Genomic DNA, 21,971 nt, shown 5'->3' on the forward strand with positions numbered 1-21,971 from the left:
TACTACGTTCGAAACCCTTTTTAATACGTTGGTTGACGTATTATAATACGCTCCGAACCTATTTTAATACGTGGTGGGACGTATTAAAATACGCTAACAACCCCTTTTAATAGGTTCGGGACGTTTTTATCCCGGTTTGACATCACTAAATGTGGTGAGGGGAGAATCACTGAATATGGGGATTGTGTGTTGCTTGTTTTTAAACTATATTGCAGGATTGTAGGTAGTATCTCATGTATTTGTGAGTTGTATGCAAGTTTTGAATGACTAACTTATTAATAGTTATATTTATAAAAAACAAGATATGGACATTATTAAAGTAAAACGATACATAAATTATTATGAATTAGATTTCTCATTTATTGATAATACAACTATTTCTACTTTTTTTGCCACTGTAACACGATTAGCGGTAACAAGAGCAAAAATTAGATATCAAAGATTTGGAGACAAGTACATCTTTATTCAAGGAATAACAAATAAAGATGGAATTATAAATGCAAAAGTTCGGTGTGTAAGACTTGATCTGTTTCCTGAATTAATCAATATGAATACTGATGTCGTTACTGAGATTGAAGGTGATGAATATGATGGAATTGTTGAGACAACACACATACTTATGGATTGCAGAAAAAGTAAAACAACTATTGCTGTTGAGTATAATCATCCAGGTGCTAAAATTATCGACATTGTTGGGTACTTAACAAGAATTGGTATAGATCAGGGAGAAGTTGAAAAAATTGGATATGCTCCTATAGTAAATAGTGATTTAACAAGATTAAAAACACGTATTAACAGAATTTCTGAACTGACAATGAAAGTTCATAAAGATAATCTTCCTAAACTCAAAAAAATGGATGGTAATATCTTTCAATCCGCTCAAGCAGCAACAAATCATTTTGAAAACCAATATGCTGTATTGGATTTCAAAGTCGATTATCGAACATTTTCTGATACACCCATGATTAAAAATTCATTATTTAATCTTATTAATTTTTTAAGTGAAAATCCTTCGGACCGACATATTTTTAACTATCTCAAAGTCAAAGCTGAAGATGAAGAGAAAAATAATTTATTAGAAACATTTGATTTGCTTTTAGACAAAATATACAGTCCTGTAAAAGTTCAAAGAAAGAGAAAACAGAAAACTATTATTTCCGAAGATATGTTTGAGAAAATGTTTGCGGAACTGGATAAATTAAGACTACGATGAATAAGCTAATTGATTTCTATTTAAATAATGCTATAAAATCCGACATCCTTATTGTGGGTTTAATTTGGATTGCAAATAGCTGTCTTAGAATTATAGACTTCATTCCTGCTTCTAAAGAAATTCATCTCTCAATTTTATCAGATTTGATTTCCGCATCTATTTCACTTGCAGGATTTATTTTAGCTTCATTAACCATTATTGCTGCAATCAAATCTAATATCTCTAATAAAGCTCCAGAAACAGCTAAAAATCCTTTAGAATTATTTTTTTCGCCGAAAAATTACAAACGAATTGTTGAAGTTTTTCAAGGTTCAATTATTGAACTTACTTTCACCTTTATATTGGCATACTTTTTTTGGATTTCAAGTGAGAATTTTTCAAATGAAACTATTCATAAAATTGTTATTAGTTTAAGTGTTGTAATTTCAATAAGTACTCTACGAAGTTTGATTGTACTATTTCGAATAATAAGAATAGAGGAATAAAGCAAACCTGCAACTAACAACGATTTATATAAATGCCGTAAAGGGCAAAATTGAACCCTCTTTTTGTATATTTGACTTTAGTAATAAAACAAAAAAAATCAAACCTATAAATATGAAAACAATAAAAAAGTCATTCTTGTGCGCAATTATTCTGATGCTATTTTCTTGCTCGAGTAATTCAGATGATGGTGCTGATACTTCTCCAACAGTTCCTACTTTTACAATAATTCAGAATGTTCAAAATATTCAAGAACTTGACAATGTTATATTTAGTGTTGGAAATCCAAACAGTGCGAATATCCATAACATTACTTGGTTTGTAAACAATACTCAAGTCGCAAATTCATACGATTTAGAAAAAGCATTTTCTTCTTTTGGCAGTTTTACGATAAAAGCAAAAATTGATTATAATAATACCGAAAGTACAACAATTCAAAAGACAGTTGCAGTTGCTGAAAGACCAAAAAAACTCGTTTCCATAAAAAAAGTGGAAATGTTATCCTATGCTTATGACGGTCAATTTTATGTAACCAATCTCGGTTATTATGTGAAATTGAAATTTGACATAAGAGAGCTGGATGAATCAGGTTCAGAAACAATAAAATATGTAGCAACAGAAAATGATGATAATTGGGGAGACGGAGGTATCATGTATTATCCTAAAGTTTGGGATATCGCAAGTGCAAATTATAAGGTAAAAGTATATAACACAGGAAACTATTATCCCAATAACCATGAATATTATCACACGGATATAATTTTTTATGCAGCCAAAAGTCAGGGATTAGTGCAACAACCCTATTATCAGATTAACAGTCTGAAACTTGACTTGAATCCTTACAGAAGTTTGCAGCCCACAACGGTCACAATAGTAAATGAAGGAATGGAAATTCGTCTGACTTTACAATGGAATTAATGAAAATCCCCACAGCGCAAGGTCTCCCGACTTTGAGCGATAATTAAACAAAGAGCCACAGCAGTAGTGTTGTGGCTTTTTTGTTAACATCACAAAATACTGTGAAGGTAAGTATTCCTGAATAGCACGGGTTGTCTTGCCGGTTTTAGCTTTATATTGCTTACTTTTAGGTAGTAGAACTGTATTTTAAGTTGGGTGTCTGTGTAGTGCGACACGCAACATTCAGGTATTTGGAATAAGAAAGGACAACAACAACTTTAAAAAATTAAAATTATGGCACTTATCAATCCACACATTAACTTCAACGGAAATGCCGAAGAAGCATTCAATTTTTACAAATCGGCATTTGGCGGAGAGTTTGCAATGGTTATGCGTTTAAAAGACCTGTCAAGCCCTGAATTTCCTGTAGCAGAAAACGATGCAAATAAAATAATGCACATTGCGTTGCCTATTGGCAACAATATTTTAATGGGCAATGACGTCCCGGAAAGTATGGGCCGGGTAAATGAAAACGAAAACCGATCTAAAATATCGATAAGCGCAGAAAGCCGTGAGGAAGCCGACAGGTTATTTAGTAGGCTTTCCGCAGGCGGAACTATTGAAGTGCCTATTAGCGACAGTCCTTGGGGTTCCTATTTTGGAATGTTCAGAGACAAATTCGGTATTGAATGGATGGTGGATTTTGACCCGAAATATAATGGAAAAATATAAGCAGAAAACAGCGAATACCCCGCTGCGCAAAGTCTCCCGACTTTGAGTTATAATTAAGCAAAAAAGCTACTCCAGAGATGTCGTGGCTTTTTTTGCTACCCCGCTGCGCAAAGTCTCCCGACTTTGCGCATTAATAAACAAAAAGCTACAGCAGTAACGTTGTGGCTTTTTCATTAAAATAAGGCAATTTATTATATTTGATAAAACGATTTACACGCCATGAAAGAAGGATATGTTATAAGAGAACAAGAAAACGCACACTTTATCACAGCCACGGTAGTAGACTGGATTGATGTTTTTTCCAGAAAAAGTTATCGTGATTGCATTATCGATTGTTTGGATTTCTGTATTAAAAATAAAGGAATGATTTTGTATGGCTATGTGATTATGAGTAATCATATTCATTTAATTGTACAATCTAAAGATGGAAAATTATCGGATTTAATTAGAGATTTTAAAAAGTTTACCGCAAAAACAATTTTAGATAAAATGCAAACAGAACCAGAGAGTAGGAGAGAATGGATGCTTGAACGGTTCAGAATAGCTACAACATCTCACAGCCGAAACAAAAATTACCAATTTTGGCAATATGGCAATCATGCTGAAGAGATATATTCGGAAAAATTCATGTGGTCAAAATTAGATTACATCCATTTAAATCCTGTTCGTGCCGGTATTGTGGCAAAAACTTCGGAATATATTTACTCGAGCGCAAGTAATTACATAAATGGCGAAGGTATTTTGACTGTCGAAAAAGCTGATAACCCAGTTATAGATGCGCTAAAAAACAGTGCTTTTAAGTATCATGATAGTTATTAGTTTGACGCAAAGTCGGGAGACTTTGCGCAGCGGTGTGCCAATGAATCCTTGCCGGTAACAAAACGCCCGGAGTGGTATCGGGCTATTTCAAAAAATGACACAAATTATTCTATTTCTAATCGTGATTATCGTCGCAGCAGCCTACGGAAGTAAGTATGCGGAAAAGGCCAAAGCCGATATTGAAGAATTCAATCGGACAAAAGAAAGCAAAGCCCGACAGGCCGAAAAATTAGCGTATTTGAAAGCCAACGTGTTTACCGGACTCCAAAACAGAAATGAGGGTATGGATTCGGAAGCCATACATTATTTTTCGGAAGCCGATTTTGAAACCGTCCTCAACCGGGTGGAGAAACTGGGCATCGGAATTCTGGGCATCGAGCCTTGGCTGAACGGCGATTTGTATGGTGTAAAAGTGGCCGAAGATTATGGCGGAGACCCCAGCGACGCAAAATGGTACCGAAAAGCCTTTGCCGAGTTTAAGGAAAGTAACGAAAAGCCGCTTTTGTATGCGGCAAGTTACCGGATTCCGAAAAATTATATAGTGTGGCAGGCGGTTTTAAGCAAATGACCACTTTCACTTACTGCTACAGCCAATACAAACACATCACAAAAACTTCCTAACGATGTAACTGGGGACGTTTTGTTTTTTTTGAAGGCAACCTTGTTTTGTGAATATTTTAATATATTTATAAACCAAAACCAAAAAAAGCATGAATAAGATTGCCTATTACCTCGTCCTTTTTGTGGGCACCGTTACCTGCCTGCAGTTTATTCCCCATGCCTTTATGGGGTTTCCTGCCGTACTGGACCATATTGCCAAAGGCGAAATTCAGGAACCTGCTGCTCAGGGCATGCAAATGATCTGGCTGTATTCGTCAATCATGATGCTGTTGTCGGGGTTCTGGATGTTTTTTATCGCCAAATCCATAAAAAACGGGAGCAATAACGCACGACTTCAGGGGTTGTTATTGTCTTTAGGTTTGATTCTTTTCGGTTTGGGCTGCAGTTATATTGCCAAAGAAGTGTTCAACCATTTGTTTTTCTTTACCATAGAAGGCGTGCTGTTGCTTCTGGCTACAACCGTTTTCTTTAAAATCCATAAACATGAGTAACAAAGACCTCAAGAGAGTCACCGGACTGGGCGGCTTTTTCTTCAAATGCGACGACCCGAATGCCACCAAAGACTGGTACAAAAACCATTTGGGCATCCCTACCGATCAATACGGATGGACGTTTTGGTGGAAAGATAAGGACGGAAACGACTGTTCCACCCAATGGTCGCCTTTTCCGGCCGAAACCAAATATTTTGAGCCGAGCCGGAAACAGTTTATGATGAACTTTCGGGTCGACAATCTGGAAGCGCTTCTGGAAGTTTTAAAGGAAGAAGGCGTAACGGTTGTAGGGGAAATGGAATCGTATGATTACGGGAAATTCGGCTGGATTCTGGATCCTGACGGTAATAAAATAGAACTATGGGAGCCTGTTGATAAGGCATTTCTGTAAAAAAAAGGTATTTTAGCACAGCAATAATTAACCAAAACCAAAAATATGGAAGTTACTAAACCAAGAGAGGACTGGAATCAGCCACAACAGCCTCAGCAGGAAAATAAAAAAGTATTGGCAGGAATTATGGGAATTCTTTTTGGAGGATTAGGAATTCATAAATTCATTTTGGGGTATTCCAAAGAAGGGATTCTTCAAATCGTAATTACCTTCGTAACCTGTGGCGCCGGAAGTTTAATCGGCTTTATCGAAGGTATCATTTACCTGACCAAAAGCGATCAGGAGTTTTACCAGACCTATCAGGAAAACAAGCGGCCTTGGTTCTAGTTGATACGGTCACTTATTGCCTGTTACATCAGTATTTTTATACGATACAAAGCGTCCTAACAGGCGCTTTTGTTGTTTTGGAAGACGAACTGTACCGCACGTCTATTAAAGGGGAATTAATCCGGCGGTTATTGCAGTTTTTATTGATTTTGCTGATTTTTACTGCGAATATAATGATTTAAAGGGTGTTTTTTTAACACTATTTCGGTATGTTTTGGTTTGAGACGATGTTATTTTAAGATTTTTGATATGTCCATTTCAAGAAATTATTCTTAATTTTGCGAAACTTAACTAACTTTTATGTAATTATGAAAAAAACTACTACTAAAATTTTAGCGCTATCATTATTGGGATTGTTTTCCAATGCGATGATGGGCCAAATTTTGCAACAGGGTGGTCCGGTTCAGTTTGGGAAAAAAATAGAACTTCCCAATCAGAAATTAACCCCAAGCGGACACATCCGATGTTATACCAATGAAAATGAGGCTTTCTTAAAAGCACAATACCCGAACAGAGCGACCACAGAACAGTTTGAAGCCTGGTTAGCTCCCAAAATCGAACAAATCAAAGCCGATCGTGCTGCCGGAAGAAATACGCAGGTGGTTTATAACATTCCGGTTGTAATTCACATCGTGCACAATGGCGATGCGATTGGAACAGGGGAAAACATTACCGATGCTCAGGCACGTTCTCAGATTAATGTGATGAACCAGGATTACCGCCGTTTGGCTGGAACTCCGGGTGGTGCGAACAGTACGGGATTGGCTGTTGATGTGGAAATCAACTTCTGTCTGGCACAAACAGACCCTAACGGTAACCTTACTACCGGTATCATTAGACATAATATTGCTCCGTATACAAATGCCGTGACCAATGGTGCGGGCGGAGCAGACTGGGAGTTGCGTTCCGATGTGGAAACCATGAAAGCGGCTACGCAATGGAATCCGAACAATTATCTGAACATGTGGACTATCAGAGCCGGTGGTGCTAATTTACCGGCCGGTTTAAACGGTTTGTTGGGTTATGCCCAGTTTCCGGACGCTTCCGGTTTGGCAGGTCTTAATGCCAGCGGTGGGGCTGCCAACACGGATGGTGTTGTGGCCAGTTTCGACGCGTTTGGAACCATCGCGGAAAATGACGGTACTTTTATCATGAACAGTACTTACAATCTGGGAAGAACCATGACACATGAGGTAGGTCACTGGTTGGGGTTACGCCATATCTGGGGTGACAACGCCACATGTCCGGCTACAAACTCCAATGCGGATAAGGATTATTGTGCCGATACACCGGCCGCAAGTGATGCAAATTATGACTGTGTTCTGGTTAACTCATGTCCTGCAACCCCAGGGAATGATATGATTCAGAATTACATGGACTATACCAATGATGCTTGTATGGATACCTTCACCAACGATCAGAAAACCAGAATGGTGGCGGTAATGCAGAATTCTCCGAGAAGAAATACGTTAAACGCCTCTACGGCTTGTCAGACTCCTACGCCAATCATTCGTTTTAATGATCCTACAGGTTCTATAAATGAAAACACCAATTGCAGTTATACGGATGTTACTTTTCCGGTGACCATCGGTAAGGCTGCTACAGCTAACGCAGTGGTTACTTTCAACGTAGCCGGAGGCGGTACTGCCACTCAAGGGGTGGATTATCAGATTGTGAATCCGTCCGTAACGTTCGTTGCCGGATCCACTACAACACAAAACTTAACAGTTCGTGTGTTCCACGACGGGTTTGTTGAAACCGCTGAAACGTTTACGGTTAACTTATCGCTAAATGCAAACGGAGGGGATGCTGTTTTAAATGCGGCAGCTTCTTCCATAGTTATTACAATTGTGGATAACGATGTCCTTCCAAATGCTTCTCAGGTTAATACTTTGTATTCTACAGATTTCGAAAGCGCAACTGGCTGGACTGCTTTAGATGGTGATGGTGATGGAAGAAATTGGGGTATTGTTAACGGTGCTGATGGTATCGGTACTGCGCCAAATACGATTACCGGAAGATGTGCTTATTCTGCAAAAAATCTATCTTATATTGGAGGAACAGGAAGTGCTAATCCGAACAATTTCATCATTAGCCCGCAATTTACCATTCCAACCGGTGCTTCGGCTATAACATTAAATTATATTATTGCTGGTGCTGGTGCAGTTGCTGGTGATTATGCGGTTTATTTTACGACAAATGTTTCATCTGCGGCTAATATCACGTCAGGTACTGTATTGCAGGCTCCGGCTACGATTGGGGCATCAGCTTCAACGTTGAAAACGCATAGTTTGCTTCCTTTTGCCGGTCAGACCGGATACATTGTTTTCAGACACATAAATAATGCGACTGCAACAGGGTTGTTGTTGTTGGATACGATGAGTTTAACCGCTACTGTGAATACCGATGTTCAGGTTGCGGTAAATACGGCAACGCAATATCAGGTGGCAATTCCTTCGAATGGGGTTGTTTATGCCAAAGATAATACGACAGGAAAAGTTATGGCTGATTTAACCAGCGACAATTTCAACTACGGCTGTACAACGGTTGCGGTTTCAAGAGATCAGGCTACTGCCGGAGCAGCTGCAGTTGCCTATAACGGTAATAACGTACCTGCGAACTTTGTAATGGCAAAACGATTTACCGTTACACCTACAACAAACAATGCATCCGGAAACGTAACATTGAAATTCTATTTCACTGAAGCTGAAATTGCCGCTTGGGAAGCAGCAACCGGAAAAACAAGAACACAATTAAGAGTTGTTAAAGACGGTGTTGCTGTGCCTTATGCAGCTACAGTTGGGGCATTTGGTCCTAATGTTACCTTAACGGCTACACTGGCCAACGGATTGGGTGGCGTATATTATTTTGGTAGCGATACCACTTTGAGTGCGTCAAGCTTTGAATTGGTTAATGCCGTTACGGTGTATCCAAACCCTGCAAGAGATGTTTTAAATATCAATATGGCAGGAGAATTCGGAACATCTACTAGCTTTACCGTATACAACAGTATCGGTCAGGTAATCGATAAAGTTAACGTGAATTCTCAAGAAGATTTAAGTATCAATACATCCAATTATAGTGTTGGAGTTTACTTTATTAAAATTGAAAAAGAAGGCAGTGTTAAAACATTGCAGTTTATCAAGAAATAGTTTTTTTAATTCGATTGAAAAAGAGGGTTGATGTATTTCAACCCTCTTTTTGTTTTTACCAAAGCAGAGAATCACGAATAAACAGTGTGGTCAAGTTCCTAAATACGTCATAATCGGACATTTTGTTTTTATGAGAAATCCCCTTTTTTTGGCAATAATCCGTGAATAAAAATTTGATTTATCAAAAATTGAGGTTAAATTTTAGTTAATTTATTGAAAATGATTATTTTTACTTTTTAGAACTAACAAAACTATATGTATTACACTATGAAAAAAATTACCAATTGCGGTTTTTTTGCCTTGTTGTTAAGTGGTTTGATGACTGTCTCTGCTCAGGGACAAATCAAACAAAAGCAAGGTAAGGCGCCAAAAACTTTCGGACAGGTTATTGCCGAAAGAAATCAACAACCTCATGCAGGGCATATACGATGTATGTCGACCGAATATGAAGACCAGTTGCAGAGTAAATTTCCCAACCGACTTACCAACGAGCAATTCGAAAATTGGCTGGCTCCGAAAATTGAGGAGTTTAAGAGAAAGAATGCCGGGAAAAGAGGGATTAACGCTGTTATCAGAATTCCCGTTGTCGTTCACGTAATTCACAATGGGGATGCTTATGGAGCGGGAGAAAACATTCGTGACGAGCAGGTTATTTCACAAATTACGGTTTTGAATCAGGATTACCGAAGAATGTTGGGAACACCGGGTTACAATACGAATCCTGTTGGTGCCGATGTTGAAGTGGAATTCTGTTTGGCTCAGCAAAACCCAAGCGGCGGTGCTACCAATGGTATCAATCGTGTAAATTTAAACACAGCCAGTTGGACCCAGTCCGGTGTTGAGGGTACTTTAAAACCAAGCACAATCTGGGATCCTACCCGTTACCTTAACATGTGGACCGCCCGTTTCAGTGGTGATTTGAACGGTGTGTTAGGTTATGCGCAATTCCCGAGTAATTCAGGATTAACAGGATTAAATGCTAATGGTGGTCCCGCTACTACAGACGGGGTTATTATGGCTTACAATGCCTTTGGATCCAGTGCATTATACCCAGGTGGAACTTATGCCGCGCCATATGACAGAGGTAGAACAACAACTCATGAGGTAGGACACTGGTTAGGTTTACGTCACCTTTGGGCAGAAGACGGGGCAGCGTGTGTGGCTGATGATTATTGTAATGACACACCAATGGCTGCCGATCCGAATTTTGGTTGCGCAACAGGAAATAATTCCTGTCCGGCTGCTCCCGGTAACGATATGGTTGAAAACTATATGGATTATTCCGATGATACCTGTATGAATATCTTTACCCAAAATCAGAAAACGAGAATTCTTACTGTTTTGGCCAATGCCACCAGAAGAAGTACTTTAGGAGCTTCCACAGCATGTAACCCTCCTGTGGTGTATGGATTTGACGGGTCTTTGGATATTACAAATCTTAATTTAGCTGCGTGCCAAAACTCTTTTGCGCCTACTTTAACATTAACGAACATAGGTACTACAACTCTTACTAGTGCTGTGATTACCTATAACATTGATGGTGTAAATCCACAGAACTATAACTGGAACGGAAGTTTGGCTAACGGAGCTTCAACAGTTATTACATTGCCAACATTAACCACGACCAGCGGTGCTCATACATTTAACACCTCTATATCTACAGTTAATGGTGTGGCCGACCAAAATGGTGCAAATAACACTAAATCGGCTAACTTTACCGTGTCAATTTACAGTTCGACACAGGTTAACTTTACGTTGCAAAGAGATTCTTATGGTTCCGAGACTACATGGACATTAAAGAACAGTGCTAACGTAACGTTATATTCCGGTGCAGCGACTGCGGATGCGAATCCAAGTATGCCTGCAGTTTTCAATCAGACGTGGACATTGGCAACTAACGAATGTTATACTTTTACAATTAATGATTCTTATGGTGATGGTATTTGCTGTAGTTACGGAAACGGGTTCTATGAGTTAAGAACTCCAACAAATGAACTGATTGCCAGTGGCGCTGAGTTTAGCACATCCGAATCCAAATCCTTCAAGATTGCGGTATTAAGTGCTGCCGATTTCAACAGCGATAATTCGGTGAGTTTGTATCCGAACCCAACTAACGGTGTTTTAAACATCAATATGGGTGAACTAGGATTACCGGATAGCTATACAATCATTAACAGCATCGGTCAGACGGTAATGGTTAAAGAAAAAGTATCTCAATCGGATCTAACGGTTAATACTTCCGGATTATCCAACGGTGTTTACTTTGTTAAGATTGATAAAGACGGTTCTTCAAAAACATTGCGTTTTATCAAGAACTAATAGTTTTAAAATAGGATTATTAAAGAGGATTGATTTTTCAATCCTCTTTTTTTGTGCTTTATTGGGGTTGTTTTCTTATCAGTATAGGTTGTTGGGGTTCTTTGAATTCCGGTTAGTTTTAAAGCTGATTTTGAGCTTTGGCGGGCATTGCTTTCAGTGTGTCCCGATGGAATAGAGTGTAAACACAGCTATAGTGGTTGTCTTCGGTATTCTTCCTTCTTCCCGTTTGTTTTTTTAACGCATTAAGTTGGTTTATATACCGAATGGTTTCCTCTGAAAGAAGATGGGATTGTAGTGTTGTAAAAACAAAAAAGCCTCGCGTTAACGAGGCTTTTCATTTTTTTAAAAGGAATTATTTTATGATAATGCGTTTTGTTGTTTTGTTGTCACCATCCTGAACGGTTACCAAATAAGTTCCTGCCTGAACATTATTTAATCGCAGATTCTGATTGAAGGTGCCTGTATTCTGATACGTTTTTTCAAAAATAACTCTTCCGCTGATATCGTGGACATTTATTTTGATTTCATTTCCGGAAGCGGATTCGAATTGGATATTGAAATCACCATTATTTGGATTCGGGTAAATAACGAAATTCTTAAGGGCGTTTTCGTCTACTCCGGCAGTTTGAACGGTGCAGATGTTCAGACTCCAGCTGTTTAACGACCCTCCATCCTGATTAAAGGCATCAAAAATTCGCAATGTCCAGGTGCCGGTAGATGACTGTCCGTTGAACGCAGACAGTAACTGGGAGGATTTTACGGTTCCTGAAATACCCGGATTGGTACCGCAAACAACGTTTGCTCCGTCATCGTCAAAAGTGGCAATGATATTCTGGATGCTGTTACTGGTACAAGGTTGTGCAAACAACTGTACCTGGGTTCCGGAAGGACTTATTAATGTGGCGGTCATATCGTTAATCCAGGTATGGCTTACATTCATAGTCACGTTAACATCGCCAATCGTTCCTCCGGCCGGAATGTTTAAAGTGGAATTGATTGTTACGTTTGCAGTGGTTGCGATTGTTAGCGGAACATTGGTTGAAGCCGTTGTGCCGCAGTTAATTGTGCCTGTTGTGAATTTATTGGCCGAACTATACGTTCCGCTGCAAGAAACGTTTTTAGGTAAAACTCTCCAGTAATAATCTGTTGCTTGTGATAGGCCGGAAACAGAATAAGTGGTGGAAGTTGTATTTCCTGAGCTGATAATGTTTGTGAAAGCTACGTCTGTTGCAACCTGTATATCATACGAAGTCGCATTGACGTTTGCAGCCCAAGTCAAGTTTAAGCTGGTTCCTTGTCCCACGGCATTGTTAACTGGTGAAGTAAGTGACATTGTTCCGAAATTTGAATTGAACAATTCGAAATAATAAGGAACCGTTTTTGTTGTTGCCCCTGAAGTTGCTGTTACGATAATGTTGTACATACCTGCAGTGTTTCCTGCGGTGTTACTGATTGTCATGGTTACGCTTCCGTTTGTGCCACTCATCGAGGTTGGTGAGAAAGCAACCGTTGAACCAGCAGGGTTTCCTGTCGCACTGAATGTTGTGGTAGCGTTAAATCCACCCAAAGCTTTATAGTCTATGGTGTAGGTAACGTTTGCACCCTGACATGCGGCCTTGTTTTGTTCTCCTGCAACCCCATTGAATGCAACTGCAAATGTGGTTGCTGGTGCGGTAATAGTGAAATTGGTGTTGGATACATCATAAAAGATGTTATCCCATCCTTGTACCATTATTCTGTTGGTGGTTCCGGGAGTATTTGGAATCGTAATGGTTTCGCTTCCATCATTTGGAACTTTGCTTGCCAATAAGGTCGAAAAGTTGTTTCCGCCGTCTGTAGACAGATAGATGTCCACAAATTTAGCATTGATTCCGTTTACGTCGGTGCCGGCCACATTCCAGGTCACGGTTTGATTTGTTCCGGCTTGCCAGGAAACGTTTGTGTTGGGGATGTTCAAGACAAATGGCCCAGCAGTTCCGTTAACGGTAACTTTCATTAAGTCGGTAGCGGTTTGTCCTAACGCCGCGTTGTTGTCTCTTACGGTTAGCGAGAAATTTAAATCCCTTCCAACCGAAGGACACACTTCCCAGGTGTTGGATGTGTTTCCGGCAAGAACCGTTGCTTTATTCGGCATGTAACGGATAGGAGAAGTTGTTCCCCACAGTGATCGGAACATTGGTCCCACTGCTCTGGTTGCTGTTGGCGCCGCTGTTGAATTAGGGTTCCCGGGGTCATTTTGTTCCCAATTGTAAGTTACGGGATCCCCATCCGGATCAGAACCCTGACCGATTAGCATAAATGCGGTAGATCGTGGTATTACGTAATCCCTTCCGGCATTTGCGGTAGGTGGATTGTTGCTGAAATTTGTGATTTGGGGACAAGACGAACTTATTCCGAATTTCACATTTTCCATGATATCTCTGATGTTCACATAGGCGAAATAAGCATCACTGTTATTTTGAACGTTGGTGTTGCAAATTCCGGCATAGGCCATAATGGTAGAACCCGATCCCGGTTCAACTTCTGTTAAGCCGCTTCCCGAGCGACAACCAGAACTACTCTGAGTATGAAATCCTCCAAACTGGTGCCCCATTTCGTGCGCCACATAATCAATATCAAAAGCATCTCCGGTAGGATTGGATCTTCCAGTCATACCAGTTCCTTTGTGATTACCTGTAGGATTTGTGTCCGGTCCGCAAACACAGCCGATACATCCCGCATTTCCACCTCCGCTGGTGTTGAAGTTATGTCCGATGTCGTAGTTGTTAAAACCAATGTTGGCATCGATTGTTATTCCGGTTTGCGTGTTGAATTCACCGTTCCATGGGTCGGAGTTCGTTGCGCCCAAATAAATGATGGCATCGTTGTTGGCAACAAAAATCATTGTAATGGCCAAGTCGTTTTCATACACCCCGTTAACGCGGGTCATGGTTACCGCCATTTGCGCCTGAATGTTTGCTTTTTGCTGGGCCAGGGTGCCGGTTCCCGCGAAAAGATTTCCGTATTCTGCGGTACAGGATTGGGCTAAACGATAGGTTCTTAATTTTCTGTCGTTGGTATCTTCCCGTTCGTTTGCGTTTGCTCTGCGGTCGTTTTCCAATGACGCCAAATGTTTGGATTCATCCGTAAGGCATTCAAAAGTTTGGTTGTCTCCAATTAATGAGGCCCTGTTGTAAACGATGTAGTGTCTCCGATCTTCGGTATAAGGATCAATGTAGGCCGTGCTTTTTCCGGCGGAAAGTACCATGCTGTGCAGTCCCAACTGGGTTACTGAAAACCTTGCCGTTGCAGTTGGGTCATCGATTCCCTTTCCCACATAGGATTTGATCATCGGAAATTTTGCTGCCAATTCGGGTTCCATAATCGGAGTTTCCAATACGGAATACTTTTCGATTTCACCGTTAGCGTTCGGCAATTCAATGATAACGTTTGAAGTTCCCTTAAATTCGCCTCGAACCGGTGAATTTGCCAATTGATTCTTTAAAGACGTCATGTCCAGTTTCCATATTGAATAACGTTCGGGAAAGGAACTTCTTCGTACTTTTGCTTCCTGACGGACAGTCTCTTCCTTAATCAAATGCCACACTTTTTTTTCCTGTGCGTGTGAATTTAAAACGGAAAAGAAAGCCAAGACTAAAAATAGTAGTTTTTTTTTCATTTTTAAGTTATTTTGTTAGTTAGTGTGTCAAATATATATTTTTTTTCACATTTTTTTTCGTTTTTGATAAAAAAAACACTTCTAATCTATTGAAAATGAATTCAAAAACTTTTGCTTATCTTTTTTGAAATATGATTGCATTGGTTACCTTTGTGCAAACAAAAACTATTGAAAGTATTTTCATCCATACAGGAATTCGACATTTCTTCAGCAACCGTGGTTACCCTCGGTACTTTTGACGGGGTGCATATCGGACATCAGCGCATCCTGGAAAAGCTGACGACTTCCGCTTCGGTTTTGGGTTGTGAAAGTCTGGTGCTTACTTTTTTCCCACATCCCCGAATGGTGTTGCAGCAGGATGCCGAAATCAAATTGCTGAATACCATTGAAGAGAAAACCGTGCTTCTTGAGAAATTCGGAATCGGAAATTTGGTGGTTCATCCCTTTGATGAACTTTTCTCACAGCTAACAGCGGAAGAATTTGTTAAGAATATCTTGGTCGACAAATTCAAAATAAAAAAAATCATTATCGGTTACGATCATCGTTTCGGGAAAAACCGTACGGCCAGTATCGATGATCTGATTCGGTTTGGGGAACGCTACGGCTTTGAAGTGGAGCAGATTTCCGCAGAGGAGATTGACGATGTTTCGGTCAGTTCCACCAAAATCCGAAATGCTTTGGACGCCGGTAACATTTTCTTGGCGAATCAGTATCTGGGGTATGATTATTTTTTCTCCGGAACGGTGATTGAAGGCAAAAAACTTGGTCGTACCCTTGGTTTTCCGACTGCAAACATTGCCGTTGACCATACTTACAAGCTGATTCCGAAAAACGGTGTTTACATTGTGTCATCGGTTATTGACGGTTTAAAGTTTTACGGGATGATGAACATCGGAATTAATCCTACGGTAGGAGGAGATGTTCAAAGTATTGAAGTGCATTTTTTTGATTTCAATCAGGATTTGTACACCAAAATGATTACGGTGTCCATACACGAAAAGATTAGAGACGAAGAAAAGTTTCCTTCCGTTGATGCCTTGAAGCAGCAGTTGGATACCGATAAGCAGACCGCACAGCTTTATATTTCTAACCGATTTCTGAATGGTTTCTAAGTTATTCCGACCGATTGATAACGCCCCTTTGGTTCTGTTCAGGATCTTTTTCGGATTCCTGTTCGCCTGTGAGACCTTTGGTGCGATTATAACGGGTTGGGTGAGGAATAATTTTGTCGTTACCGAGTTTACGTTTTCCCATATTGGGATGGAATGGTTGCAGCCGTTGCCCGGATACGGAATGTATTTCTATTATGGTATCATGGGGTGTTTGTCGTTGTTGGTCATGTTGGGGTACAGGTACCGTCTCAGTTTGGGATGGCTTATGGTGTTGTGGGCCGGAACTTATTTCATGCAAAAAACATCCTATAACAATCATTACTATCTGCTGATGTTGGTGGGATTTATTATGTTTTTTCTTCCTGCTAACGAATACGCCTCGATGGATGCCCGGCTAAATCCAAAAATAAAGCGACTTTCCATGCCGGCCTGGTGTTCGTTGGTGATGATTCTTCAGATGGCTATCGTTTATTTCTTTGCCACCGTGGCAAAATTTTATCCCGATTGGCTCGACGGCACGTATACCAGAATACTTTTTACGGGAATCCGCGATTATCAATGGATGCACGGGGTGTTTTCCAACGCTTCGTTTCATGTTTTTATTGCCTATGCCGGGATTGCTTTCGATGGTTTGATCATCCCGATGCTGCTTTGGAAACGTACCCGTACTTTAGCAATTATTGTCTCTTTGATGTTTCATCTTTTTAATTCGGTTTTTCTTAAAATTGGGGTGTTTCCATATTTTGCTTTAAGTTTTGCGGTGTTCTTTTATTCTCCGGAAACCATTCGTGCTTTTTTCTTCAAACGCAAGCCAGTAGTTACGGCTGATTCCGCAATGAACTCCCGAAAGACCTTGTTTTATTGGTTGTTCGTGCCTTATTTTATTCTTCAGTTGCTTTTGCCGCTTCGGCATTGGTTTATTAAGGGCGATGTTTTGTTCACCGAGGAAGGACACCGGTTAAGCTGGCGCATGATGCTGCGGGAACGAAGCGGGTTTGTTGTTTTTAAAATCATTGATAAACACACAAAGGAACAGCTGTATTATCCGTTGGAAAAACATTTGACCCGCAGGCAGATTGACGGAATGTCCACTAAACCCGATATGATTTGGCAGATGGCACAACGTATAAAATCCCACTATCTTCGACAAGGTAGGGAAGTCTGTATTTATGCCGACTGCAGGGTTTCAGTCAATCAAAAGCCTTTGATCACCCTTATTGATCCCGAAACCGATTTGGCGACTGCCCAATGGGATTATTTTTGGCATAACGATTGGATTTTGCTTCATTGATTAGGAAGGGAAGATTGGTTTGCGCTTCTTTTTATCTTAAATGGTTAATTGTGAATGTCTTGGGTGATTTATTCAAAAACATTTTATAAATTTGTTAAAGGTCTGATTGTCAGAACGGTGAATTAACGTATTCGCTGCGAATTTGTTCTTAGGTTTTTAACTAATAAATGGAATGCTATGTTTAAGTCAAGAGAATTTATAAACGGGTTTATCATTTTTGTGGGAATCGGGATTTACTTCCTCTTTATGGAGGTGTTGGGATTGTCTGATAATTTCTTTCTGAGAATTCTGAATGTATTCATTATTTTCTACGGAATTAACCGCACCATCAAGGCTAATATTTATGGCGGACAGAATGATTATCTTTTTAATCTCACTTCAGGGGCCTTGACGGCTTTTGTAGGTGTAATTTTAAGTATCATAGGCCTAAATATTTACATTCACATCCAAGGCGGGGAAGAGTATATCAAAACCCTGTCTGAAGCTTTCCTTTTTGGAGGAAGCCCATCGGTTTACCAGTATTGTGCCGGTTTACTTTTTGAAGGGTTGGCATCTTCTGCTATTGCAGCGTTTACCCTAATGCAGTATTGGAAAGGAAAAACGGTACGCGATGGTCATTTAACCCATGAATGATTAATGATTGAAACGCTTCAACTCGAAAGTGGTTCCGTCAAAAACACCGTAGGAAAAATAGCCTATCCAATCGCCCAGATTGAAGTAGTGGGACTCTTCTTTTAATAAGATTTCAAGAGGCAGATGCCTGTGGCCAAAGATGAAATAGTCATAGTGTTTGGTTTCCAGTTTTTTCTGCGCATATTGGTAGAGCCATTCGTTCTCTTTTCCCAGATATTTAACATCTTCTTCTCCCGAAATCAATTTGTTTTTTACGGAGAGGTATTGGGCTAATTTCACTCCAATGTCGGGGTGCAGCCATCGGAAAAGCCATTTCGAAAACGGATTGGTAAAGACCCTTTTCATTCTTTTATACCCTACGTCTCCAGGGCCTAAGCCGTCTCCGTGACCTATGAAAAATTCCTTCCCATTGATAGTGAAGTGTTTCGGCTTGTGATATACTGGTATGTTCAATTCTTTTTCAAAGTAATCGTACATCCATAAGTCGTGGTTTCCCACAAAGAAATAGACGGGAATGCCACTGTCGCGCAGTTCGGCCAGTTTTCCCAATACTCTCACGAATCCTTTTGGGACAACGGTTTTATATTCAAACCAAAAATCAAATAGGTCACCCAATAAAAACAAAACATCGGCATCGTGCTTGATTTCATCGAGCCAGGCGACGAATTTTTGTTCTCGCGGAAAACTCAATTCAGCGGTGGGTGCGCCAAAATGCTGATCGGAGGCGAAATACGCTTTTTTTACGTTAGGGAGTTTCATAAATGAAAAAATGTGGAACCAAATATATGAAATGTAAATAACTTTTCGCTTGGGATTCGTTTAAAGTGCGATTAATCCGATAAACACTCCTCGTTGTACAATGTGAAGAACACTTCATTTAAGATTGAGAACAGAAATGCTTTAAAGCAGCTGATTCTGGTTTTTATCGATTTTATTTGCTTTTGTCGATTTTTTTAACAAAAGACGTTTTATGATGTGAAAAATTTTTGAAATAAATTTGAATATGTGTTAAAATTTATCATTTTTGTTCAAATTTGAAATTTTTTAACAATTAGTTAATAATGAATATTCTACATACATGAAACAAAACTACTTTAGATTCCTTAGCGTTAGTGTATTTTATAAGCTATGAAAGCCTGTAAAATAGGATCAAAACAGCAATCCTTGTTTTGATTTCCATCGAGATTTTAAAAATGCGGTTTATTCGGAAGTCATCTTTTGACAACCCGATGGATTCGCATGTCATTTTTACACTGATAACAACCCTTTAACTCCTAATTATAATGAAAAAATTGTTTTTGCTTATTTGCTTTTTTATGCTTTCCGTGACAATTTTTGGTCAGGAGACGCCTAAAAAAGACAATTTGACGATTACCGAAAAGTTAAAAAAATACGAAGGAACTTTTCAGATTCAGGTTAAAAACCCCCGACTCAAACCGGCAATACCTTACAACATAGATCAGCTCATAGAGGCCAACAGAACGGAAACGCAAGTTACTTATGTTCAATTGGGTTCTGCAGTCAGATTGATGGTTTTGCCTAAAAGTGAAATCCAAAAGAAAAGAAAATTAGATATAATTTCAACCTACTAGATTGAATTGTCATGAAAAAAATATACTTGATATTTTTACTGTTAGTGTCGTTTGGAACTTGGGCTCAGACTCCTTCAAACGATGTTTGTAGCAATGCGTTGGCCGTTGCACTTCCTGCTTCGGGTAGTATTTGTTTTAATTCGTCCAATACCAACGCTACCAGTGATGGAATAATTACCTGCGACACTGCCGGACCCGGAAATGAGGTTTGGTTTACGTTTATCGCTACCAATGCCAATAACAGCGTTACGGTAACTCCTAATGGCGCTTCACCGCTTTCCAACGTGGTGGTTACCCTTATTGCTTCAGGTTGTGGCTCCGGAACATACGATATGTGTAATTCCGGAACCGGAACGAATGCCGTAACCAGTACATTAGGTTTGGTTCCCGGTACCCAGGTTTGGGTTTCAGTTGAGTCAAATGGAGCCAGTACTGGAGATTTTCAGGTGTGTATCAATTCAACACCACCGGCAGCCAGTCCTGGGAACACCTGTAGTGCAGCTTCAAATGTTTGTGATAAATCGAGTATGAGTTATCCTGATCTTAGCGGATTCAGTGCCAGTGGTGTTCAACCCGCATGTTTTGCGGCTCCGGTACGAAAAGACGTTTGGGTTAAATTTACGGTGGGGGTAACGGGAACATTAGAGTTTTTGGGTACTCCAATTGCTGCCGATGAATACGATTGGGCATTATATGATGTCACTTCGGGTTGTTTGGGAACATTGGTTTCCTGTAACTATAATTATGCCTCAGCCGGCCCTTTCAGTTGTGGTATTCCGGGATCTACTTTTGGGATGTTGGCCACAACCACAGGCGAACCCTGTCCGGCCGAATTTAATGCGCCAATAACGGTTACCGCCGGAAGAACATATGCTTTGCTTATTGACAATTACAGTCAGACCAACAATGGTTTCACATTGGATTGGGGAGGTACTTTTCAGATGGGGACTACGGCTAATTTTACAGCTACACCGGCATCGTCCTGTTCTGTGCCTTTAGTGGTAACGATTACGAACAGTTCTGTAGGGGCTTCATCGTATTTATGGAATTTTGGTGATGGTACAACTTCAACAAGTCCTAATCCGGGAACCCATACCTATACCAGTACCGGAGATTATCTGATATCTCTTGTTGTAACCGGAAACGGATGTACAAGTGTAATGTCAAAAAGGATAAACCTGAATGCGGGTCCTGTAATTGTCGTTAATCCGTCTTCGGCAACTATTTGTGCCGGGGATAGCGTAAATTTGAACGGGGTCTTGTCTTTAGGGACACCATATAATGACCGATTGTTTTCCAATAATGTTAATACAGCCATACCCAATAATAATGCGACGGGGTTGACAAATGCGCTAACTTCAACCGGAATGGTCAATACGACGCTAACAACAGGTTCGGTACAATCCATCTGTTTTACCATTAACCATACCGATCACAGTGATATTGGAAGAGGGCCTGTCCCAACAGCCGTACAGATTACTGTAAACGGTAACACCTATAATTTCACACCACTTCCATTACCTGTTGTTAGCGGTACGGCAACTTATTGTTTTCCGCAAACGGTTTTGGATGCCATAAATGCAGCTGGAGGAAATGCCAATACTACTTGGACATTAAAAGTTGCCGATAACCGAGGAGGTGGCGGTGGAACCGGAAGTTTGGTCTCCTGGGCGGTTACCCTGAGAGATTTTAACAGCATTACCGGTTATTCATGGAGTCCGACAACAAATATGGTTAACAGTACCACTTTGTCTCCAACAGTTTCACCAACGACGAACACCACTTATACATTAACTGCTACTGATTTGTTCGGATGTTCCACTACTTACAATGTTCCCATTACAATAGGATCGTTGCCGACCTTAACCCTTACGTCATTGGCAGGAACTACAAATCAAGTAGTTTGTGTTAACAATCCAATTTCTACCATAACTTATGCTGTAGGTGGAGGCGCTACCGGAGCTTCCGTCTCAGGATTGCCAACGGGTGTTACAGGAAGTTATTCTGCAGGAGTCTTTACTATTAGTGGGACCCCTACAGTTGCCGGAACATTTAATTATACCGTAACAACATCCGGAGGATGTACACCTGCGGCTACAGCTACAGGGACCATTACGGTTAACTCCAGTGTAGTACCGACAACTGGATTCAGTTATCCGACACCGGTTTGTAGTAACGGATCAAATCCGACACCAACGGGAGTAGCTGGTTTCACAACGGGTGGAACTTATTCGTCAAC

The 21,971-nt window shown here is 40.2% G+C and carries 18 protein-coding genes; 16 read left to right on the forward strand and 2 right to left on the reverse strand.

All coding sequences use genetic code 11. The features are described 5' to 3' along the window. Nucleotides 1-304: 304 nt before the first annotated feature. From BLQ05_RS12070 to BLQ05_RS12120, 11 genes are all read left to right on the forward strand, one after another. Entirely contained in the window at nucleotides 305-1,213 is a 909-nt protein-coding gene (locus BLQ05_RS12070) for a hypothetical protein (protein ID WP_023577522.1), read from the forward strand. Continuing rightward, nucleotides 1,210-1,698: a hypothetical protein gene (locus BLQ05_RS12075; RefSeq protein ID WP_035654999.1), complete on the forward strand. Its 489-nt coding sequence runs from the start codon at nucleotides 1,210-1,212 to the stop codon at nucleotides 1,696-1,698. The genes BLQ05_RS12070 and BLQ05_RS12075 overlap by 4 nt, the downstream gene beginning before the upstream one ends. Nucleotides 1,699-1,810: 112 nt before the next feature. Next, nucleotides 1,811-2,614, forward strand: a complete 804-nt coding sequence (locus BLQ05_RS12080) for a hypothetical protein (RefSeq protein ID WP_023577521.1) — start codon at nucleotides 1,811-1,813, stop codon at nucleotides 2,612-2,614. 273 nt (nucleotides 2,615-2,887) lie between these two features. After that, nucleotides 2,888-3,325, forward strand: a complete 438-nt coding sequence (locus BLQ05_RS12085) for a VOC family protein (protein WP_023577520.1) — start codon at nucleotides 2,888-2,890, stop codon at nucleotides 3,323-3,325. A 219-nt stretch (nucleotides 3,326-3,544) separates the two neighbouring features. Continuing rightward, the gene (locus tag BLQ05_RS12090; RefSeq protein ID WP_023577519.1) at nucleotides 3,545-4,144 is read left to right on the forward strand and encodes an REP-associated tyrosine transposase; all 600 of its coding nucleotides are present in this window, start codon (nucleotides 3,545-3,547) and stop codon (nucleotides 4,142-4,144) included. Between the two features lie 94 nt (nucleotides 4,145-4,238). Beyond that, the gene (locus BLQ05_RS12095; protein WP_023577518.1) at nucleotides 4,239-4,712 is read left to right on the forward strand and encodes a hypothetical protein; all 474 of its coding nucleotides are present in this window, start codon (nucleotides 4,239-4,241) and stop codon (nucleotides 4,710-4,712) included. 142 nt (nucleotides 4,713-4,854) lie between these two features. Beyond that, the gene (locus tag BLQ05_RS12100) at nucleotides 4,855-5,256 is read left to right on the forward strand and encodes a hypothetical protein (RefSeq protein WP_035654996.1); all 402 of its coding nucleotides are present in this window, start codon (nucleotides 4,855-4,857) and stop codon (nucleotides 5,254-5,256) included. After that, the gene (locus BLQ05_RS12105; protein WP_023577517.1) at nucleotides 5,249-5,647 is read left to right on the forward strand and encodes a VOC family protein; all 399 of its coding nucleotides are present in this window, start codon (nucleotides 5,249-5,251) and stop codon (nucleotides 5,645-5,647) included. The genes BLQ05_RS12100 and BLQ05_RS12105 overlap by 8 nt, the downstream gene beginning before the upstream one ends. Before the next feature lie 45 nt (nucleotides 5,648-5,692). Beyond that, nucleotides 5,693-5,974, forward strand: a complete 282-nt coding sequence (locus BLQ05_RS12110; protein WP_023577516.1) for a TM2 domain-containing protein — start codon at nucleotides 5,693-5,695, stop codon at nucleotides 5,972-5,974. A gap of 308 nt (nucleotides 5,975-6,282) precedes the next feature. Continuing rightward, nucleotides 6,283-9,126: a T9SS-dependent choice-of-anchor J family protein gene (locus BLQ05_RS12115; RefSeq protein WP_023577515.1), complete on the forward strand. Its 2,844-nt coding sequence runs from the start codon at nucleotides 6,283-6,285 to the stop codon at nucleotides 9,124-9,126. A gap of 267 nt (nucleotides 9,127-9,393) precedes the next feature. Further along, a complete protein-coding gene (locus BLQ05_RS12120) occupies nucleotides 9,394-11,445 on the forward strand; it encodes a T9SS type A sorting domain-containing protein (protein ID WP_051365786.1) in 2,052 nt (683 codons plus the stop codon). Between the two features lie 352 nt (nucleotides 11,446-11,797). Here the strand turns inward: BLQ05_RS12120 and BLQ05_RS12125 are convergent, their stop codons facing one another. Beyond that, nucleotides 11,798-15,103 carry a zinc-dependent metalloprotease gene (locus BLQ05_RS12125; protein ID WP_023577513.1) on the reverse strand — a complete coding sequence of 1,102 codons (3,306 nt, stop codon included), beginning with the start codon at nucleotides 15,101-15,103 and terminating at the stop codon, nucleotides 11,798-11,800. A 168-nt stretch (nucleotides 15,104-15,271) separates the two neighbouring features. Here BLQ05_RS12125 and BLQ05_RS12130 point away from each other — a divergent pair, with 168 nt between their 5' ends. The 3 genes from BLQ05_RS12130 (at nucleotide 15,272) to BLQ05_RS12140 (ending at nucleotide 18,140) form a co-directional block, all read left to right on the forward strand. Beyond that, nucleotides 15,272-16,216 (forward strand): bifunctional riboflavin kinase/FAD synthetase, encoded by a 945-nt coding sequence (locus BLQ05_RS12130; RefSeq protein WP_023577512.1) that lies wholly within the window; start codon nucleotides 15,272-15,274, stop codon nucleotides 16,214-16,216. Then, on the forward strand, nucleotides 16,206-17,507 hold the full coding sequence (locus BLQ05_RS12135; protein WP_035654994.1) for an HTTM domain-containing protein: 1,302 nt from the start codon (nucleotides 16,206-16,208) through the stop codon (nucleotides 17,505-17,507). The genes BLQ05_RS12130 and BLQ05_RS12135 overlap by 11 nt, the downstream gene beginning before the upstream one ends. A 177-nt stretch (nucleotides 17,508-17,684) precedes the next feature. After that, nucleotides 17,685-18,140: a hypothetical protein gene (locus BLQ05_RS12140; protein WP_023577511.1), complete on the forward strand. Its 456-nt coding sequence runs from the start codon at nucleotides 17,685-17,687 to the stop codon at nucleotides 18,138-18,140. Here the strand turns inward: BLQ05_RS12140 and BLQ05_RS12145 are convergent, their stop codons facing one another. Further along, nucleotides 18,141-18,899: a UDP-2,3-diacylglucosamine diphosphatase gene (locus tag BLQ05_RS12145; protein WP_023577510.1), complete on the reverse strand. Its 759-nt coding sequence runs from the start codon at nucleotides 18,897-18,899 to the stop codon at nucleotides 18,141-18,143. 557 nt (nucleotides 18,900-19,456) lie between these two features. Here BLQ05_RS12145 and BLQ05_RS12150 point away from each other — a divergent pair. Both BLQ05_RS12150 and BLQ05_RS12155 read left to right on the forward strand, forming a co-directional pair. Continuing rightward, the gene (locus tag BLQ05_RS12150; RefSeq protein WP_143000951.1) at nucleotides 19,457-19,732 is read left to right on the forward strand and encodes a hypothetical protein; all 276 of its coding nucleotides are present in this window, start codon (nucleotides 19,457-19,459) and stop codon (nucleotides 19,730-19,732) included. 11 nt (nucleotides 19,733-19,743) lie between these two features. Then, a partial coding sequence (locus BLQ05_RS12155; protein WP_143000952.1) for a PKD domain-containing protein occupies nucleotides 19,744-21,971 on the forward strand: 2,228 nt, incomplete at its 3' end.

The organism is Flavobacterium saliperosum, from assembly GCF_900100625.1.
Taxonomy (GTDB): Bacteria; Bacteroidota; Bacteroidia; order Flavobacteriales; family Flavobacteriaceae; genus Flavobacterium; species Flavobacterium saliperosum.